This is a genomic window from Pseudomonas sp. XP1, from assembly GCF_053557675.1.
In genome coordinates this window covers 31,463-36,816 of record NZ_JBNRIJ010000029.1, presented here as the reverse complement: position 1 = coordinate 36,816, position 5,354 = coordinate 31,463, and the positions used below count along the sequence as shown (strand labels likewise).

4 protein-coding genes and 1 pseudogene are annotated in these 5,354 nt (G+C 64.8%); 1 reads left to right on the top strand and 4 read right to left on the bottom strand.

The window, feature by feature from the left end; genetic code table 11:
• A partial coding sequence (locus tag ACK1U9_RS20455; protein ID WP_449110146.1) for a DNA internalization-related competence protein ComEC/Rec2 occupies positions 1 to 2,227 on the bottom strand: 2,227 nt, incomplete at its 3' end.
• A gap of 143 nt (positions 2,228 to 2,370) precedes the next feature.
• Here ACK1U9_RS20455 and ACK1U9_RS20450 point away from each other — a divergent pair.
• Positions 2,371 to 2,877: pseudogene (locus ACK1U9_RS20450) on the top strand (DUF2062 domain-containing protein); the annotation flags it as partial.
• Between the two features lie 9 nt (positions 2,878 to 2,886).
• On the opposite strand, the gene ACK1U9_RS20445 reads toward ACK1U9_RS20450, so the two are convergent.
• The 3 genes from ACK1U9_RS20445 to ACK1U9_RS20435 all read right to left on the bottom strand — a co-directional run.
• Positions 2,887 to 3,666, bottom strand: coding sequence for an ABC transporter permease (locus tag ACK1U9_RS20445; protein ID WP_046617070.1), 780 nt, complete (start codon positions 3,664 to 3,666; stop codon positions 2,887 to 2,889).
• The gene (locus ACK1U9_RS20440) at positions 3,663 to 4,595 is read right to left on the bottom strand and encodes an ABC transporter ATP-binding protein (RefSeq protein WP_046617069.1); all 933 of its coding nucleotides are present in this window, start codon (positions 4,593 to 4,595) and stop codon (positions 3,663 to 3,665) included. The genes ACK1U9_RS20445 and ACK1U9_RS20440 overlap by 4 nt, the downstream gene beginning before the upstream one ends.
• Positions 4,596 to 4,739: 144 nt before the next feature.
• On the bottom strand, positions 4,740 to 5,354 hold a 615-nt coding region (locus tag ACK1U9_RS20435; protein WP_449110145.1), incomplete at its 5' end, for a glutathione S-transferase.

The window sequence follows — 5,354 nt, the reverse complement described above, 5'->3', positions numbered from 1 at the left end:
CGGCCCCCCCCCCGCCACCGACCGCATCCCTCCAGAAACGCCTCTGTCGGCGCACACTCTCGACCTCCCCCAGCCTCCCCAGCACCAACCGCAACGCCCCCTGCTCCGCTGTGTCATGCATCACCACCCCATGCCGCCGATAACGTTCGACCACCTGCGCGTGCGGGTGCCCGAAGCTGTTGTTGCGCCCGCGCGAAATCAGTACCCCGCGCGGCGCCGTGGCGCGGATGAAGGCCTCGCTGGATGAACTGCGGCTGCCATGGTGCGGCGACTGCAACCAGTCGATCCACGGCGCTTCTGTGGCCGCCAGCCAGGCCCGTTCGGCACCGGCTTCCATATCACCCGCCAGCAACAGTCGCTCACCTTGCGCCTCGACCAGCAACACACAGGAGCGGTCATTGCTGCTCTGCCCATCAGCCCAGCGCCATAGCGAAAAGCGCACGCCATCCCACATCCATTGCTCGCCACTGGCACAAGGTTGCAGTTGCATGTCATCCAGCACTTCGCCGCCGATCACCCGTTTGACCGGCAAGCCACGCAGGATTGCGCCAGCACCACCGGCGTGGTCGGCATGGGCGTGGCTGAGCAGCATCAGGTCCAGGCTACCCACCCCCAGCTTGCGCAAGGTCGGCAACACCACCCGCTCGCCCAGGTCGCTCTCTCCCCTGGCCGGCCCTGCGTCGTACAGCATGTTGTGATGCCGGGTGCGCAACAGTACCGCCAGCCCCTGGCCGACATCCAGATGCCAGACCTCGACCTGGCCGAACGGCAGCGTCTCCCGGGGTACCCATAGCGCCAGCAGCATCACGCCCCCCAACCCGCGCAGTGGCACGCCACGGGGCATCAAAACCAGCAGCGTACCCAGGCACACCAGCAGCCAGGCCCACAATGGCAGAACGGCTGGCAGCCACGCCGACTGCTGTTGGGCCACCAACTCCAGCAGCCGGAAAAGCACGTCGAGCAAACCACCCGCCAGCCACAACAGCACCTCCCCTACCTCGCCCAGCGGCAGCAGCAAGGCCCCCAGCAATGCCAACGGCAGCACCGCCAGGCTGACCCACGGCACCGCAACAAGGTTGGCCAGCGGCGCACTCAGGCTCACCGGCAAGCCCGTAGCCAGCAGCACCGGCAGCAAACCGATGGCAATCCCCCATTGCGCCCGCGTCCAGGCCTGCCAGGGCCGCCAGCCGCCCAGGCGTGCACTGAAGCAATAGCCAAGCGTGGCCACGGCCGCGAACGACAGCCAGAACCCGGGCAGCAGCGCGGCCAACGGCTCCACCAGTAGCACGGCAACCAGCGCCAGCAGCAACGGCAAGGCCGCACCAAGGTGGCGAAAACGCAGGCGCCAGAGCAACACCACGGCCAGCATCAGGCAGGCACGCTGCACCGGTACACCGCCACCAGCCAACCAACCGTAGGCCAGTGCCGCAGCCATGGCCAGGCCGCACGCCCAGGGCAGCCAGGGCAGCCGAGCGGGCCACAGCCCCCAACGCGCCAGCCCGGCAACCAGGCCATACAGCAAGCCGGCAACCAGGCCGATGTGCTGGCCCGAAATCACTAGCAGGTGCACCGTGCCGGTGGCCTGCAACGTTTGCCAGTCCTCCCGGGCCAGACCCGCCCCGTCGCCAATAACCAGCGCTACCAACGCTGCCTGCTGGCCATGGGCCTCGACTGCCAGCAGGCGCTGGCGCAGCGCATCGCGCCAACCGCCGGTTGCAGGCGCCAGCAACTGCCCGGCTTTGACCGTGCCGGTGGCCCCAACCCGGCGCGCCAGCAGTTGCGCCTCCCGGTCTGGCCCATACGGATTGAGCAGCCCGTCCGGGCGCTGCAAGGTCACCGCCAGCCGCCACTGCTCGCCCGCCCGCAGCGACGGCCCGTCGAACCAGCTCAGTTGCAGGCGCTGCGGCAGTTCTGCCCGCCGCGAGCGGGGCGCATCCAGCTCGAAGCGCACACCTTGCGCAGTCCGGGTCGGCAGGCCGACCACCTGGCCTTCAAGCCACAGGGTGCGGCCATCCAGCCCGGCGGCCAGGCGGTCATCCAGCGCCTGCTGCGCGGACCAGCAGGCCCAACACAAACCCAACAGAAAACAGCCCAACGGCCACAGCCGGGTGAACAGGCCGACGCCACCGGCTATAGCCAGCAGCACCAGCCATCCGACCGATGGCAATGCGGGGAGAAAGCCCAGGCACAACAGCCCGAGCGCGAGCGCAAGCATCCCTGTGCGCATAGAAGTAGAGCTCCAGAAGCGAAATCACCTTCTGAGGCATAGCCCAATTGCCGGCAGCGCTTGCTCAACAATTGTCACAAACTCTAAACGAGGCTGAACGGGAATCAGGGCATACTGCCCAGGTCAACGCTCCGGGAGCCTACATGCCGCGCCGACTTTTCAAACGCTACATGCCGGACCCGACCAGTATTCGGGAACACAAGTCCTTACGCTTTTTCGGCAAGTTGCTGCATGACCCGAACCTCTGGCACCTGAACCGCCATTCGGTGGCGAGGGCCATGGGCGTTGGCCTGTTCGCGGCGCTGATCCCGATGCCAGCGCAGATGCTGCTGGCCGCCGCACTGGCCATTCCGCTGCGCGGCAACCTGCCGATCGCGGTCAGCCTGGTTTGGCTGACCAACCCGCTGACCATGCCGCCGGTGTTCTTCGTCACCTACATGACCGGCGCCTGGCTGATGCAGGTGCCGCCGCGCACCCTGCCCGACGAACTGACTTTCCAGTGGATCACCGACCAGTTGTCGACGTTGTGGCAACCTTTCCTGCTCGGCTCGGTGGTGTGCGGGGTGGTGCTGGGTATCCTTGGCTACTTCACCACCATGCTCTACTGGCGCTGGTGGGTGGGCCGGCAGTGGCGTCTGCGCCAATGCCGGTGCAAGGCTTCAGGCACGCATGCCGCGGCCGCTGACCAGCAGGCGAACGCACACCACGTAGAGCACAGCGGTAGCGACCAGCATGAAGGTAATCGCCGTGCCAATGCTGATATCCGACACCCCTAGGATGCCGTAGCGGAACGAGTTGACCATGTGCAGCACAGGGTTGGCCAGCGACACGGTCTGCCAGAACGGCGGCAGCAGGTTGATCGAGTAGAACACCCCGCCCAGGTAGGTCAGCGGCGTCAGCACGAAGGTAGGGATGATCGAAATGTCGTCGAAGTTGCGCGCGAACACCGCATTGACGAAGCCCAGCAGCGAGAAGATGGTGGCGGTCAGCAGCACCACGACCACGGTCACGCCCAGGTGGTGCACCTGCAGGTGGGTAAAGAACAGCGACAGGAAGGTCACGATCACGCCCACCGCCAGGCCACGCAGCACGCCACCCAGCACGTAACCGACGAGGATGGTGTGTGGCGATACCGGCGACACCATCAGCTCTTCGATGGAACGCTGGAACTTGCTGCCGAAGAAGCTCGACACCACGTTGCCGTAGGAGTTGGTGATCACCGACATCATGATCAGCCCCGGCACGATGTATTCCATGTAGGTGAAGCCACCCATGTCGCCGATCTGCCGGCCGATCAGGTTACCGAAGATGACGAAGTACAGAACCATGGTGATCGCCGGCGGCAGCAGGGTCTGCGGCCAGATACGCAGGAAGCGCCGCACTTCGCGGTAGACGATGGTGTTCAGGGCGACCCAGTTGGTGCGCAGTTCCACACTCATACGGCCACCTTCGACAGGTTTTTTTCCACCAGGGACACGAACAGCTCCTCGAGTCGGTTGGTCTTGTTGCGCAGGCTCTGTACCTCGATGTTCTGCAGCGCCAGCTGGCCGAACAACGCCGTGATGCCAATGTCCTTGTCCACCTGCACTTCCAGGGTGTGCGGGGTCAGCAGCCGGCACGGGTAGCCCTGCAGCACCGGTGCAGTGGCCAGGTCCTGCTTGATGTCGAGGACGAAGGTTTCGACATGCAGCTTGCCCAGCAACTGGCGCATGCTGGTGTTCTCGACGATGGTGCCGTGGTCGATGATGCCGATGTTACGGCACAGCTGCTCGGCCTCTTCCAGGTAGTGGGTGGTGAGGATGATGGTGATGCCCTTCTGGTTCAGCTCGGTGAGGAAGCTCCACATCGAACGGCGCAGTTCGATGTCCACACCGGCGGTGGGCTCGTCGAGAATCAGCAGGCGCGGTTCGTGGATCAGCGCGCGGGCAATCATCAGGCGGCGCTTCATGCCCCCGGACAACGAACGCGACTGCACGTCACGCTTGTCCCACAGGCCGAGCTGGGTCAGGTACTGCTCGGCACGCTCCTTGGCCACCTTGGGCGGGATGCCGTAGTAACCGGCCTGGGTCACGACGATGTCGAAGGTTTTCTCGAACTGGTTGAAGTTGAACTCCTGCGGCACCACGCCCAGGCAGCGTTTTAGCGCCGACGGCTCGCGGTCCAGGTCGTGGCCGAACACGTTGACCGTGCCGCTGGTCTTGTTGACCAGGGTGGAGAGGATGCCGATGGTGGTGGACTTGCCCGCGCCGTTGGGGCCGAGCAAGGCGAAGAAGTCGCCTTCGGCAACATCCAGGTCGATACCCTTGAGGGCCTGGAAGCCGTTGCCGTAGGTCTTGGTCAGCTGTCGGATGGACAGGGCGGAACTCATAGCGGGTCACTTACCGAGAAAAAGGTGCAGGACACGCCAGGTAAAGGCACTGGCGCAGTGAGTGCGGCCAATGGTGCTTGGCCTGGCCGCACAAGTACAGTCATGTGTATTGATAATGACTATCGAAGTAGCCGTGGTGTTCGATCAGGTCAGCGCAGTCATTACCGCTGCCTGGTATGCAGGGCGGGCTTTCAGGCGCTCGTACCAGGCCTCCAGGTTATGCATCGCCGGGCGCTCGATGGGCATTTCGAACCAGGCATAGATGAAGCTACCCAGCGGGATGTCGCCCATGCCGATCTGGTCACCGGAAAGGTACGGTTGTTTGGCCAAGGCTTCGTCGGCAATGGCCAGCAGCTGGGCGCATTGCTTGTGCGCAGCGTTGATCGCCACCCAGTCGCGCTGGTCTTCCGGGGTGCGCAACAGGCCCCAGAACAGTGGGCGGAACGGCGTGGCGAAGGACGAGGTGGTCCAGTCCATCCACTTGTCCGCCAGGGCGCGCTGACGCGGGTCGTCCAGGTACCAGCCCTGCTCCGCACCGTATTCGGCGCACAGGTAGCGGACGATGGTATTGGACTCCCACAGGGTCAGGTCGCCGTCTTCCAGCATCGGCACCAGGCCGTTGGGGTTGCGGGCACGGTAGTGTGGCTCGTTGACCACGCCGAAGGCGCCGCCGGCGTCGATGGATTCGAAGTCCAGGCCCAGTTCGTGGGCGATCCACAGCGCCTTGCGTACATTGCTCGAATTCTTGCGGCCCCAGAT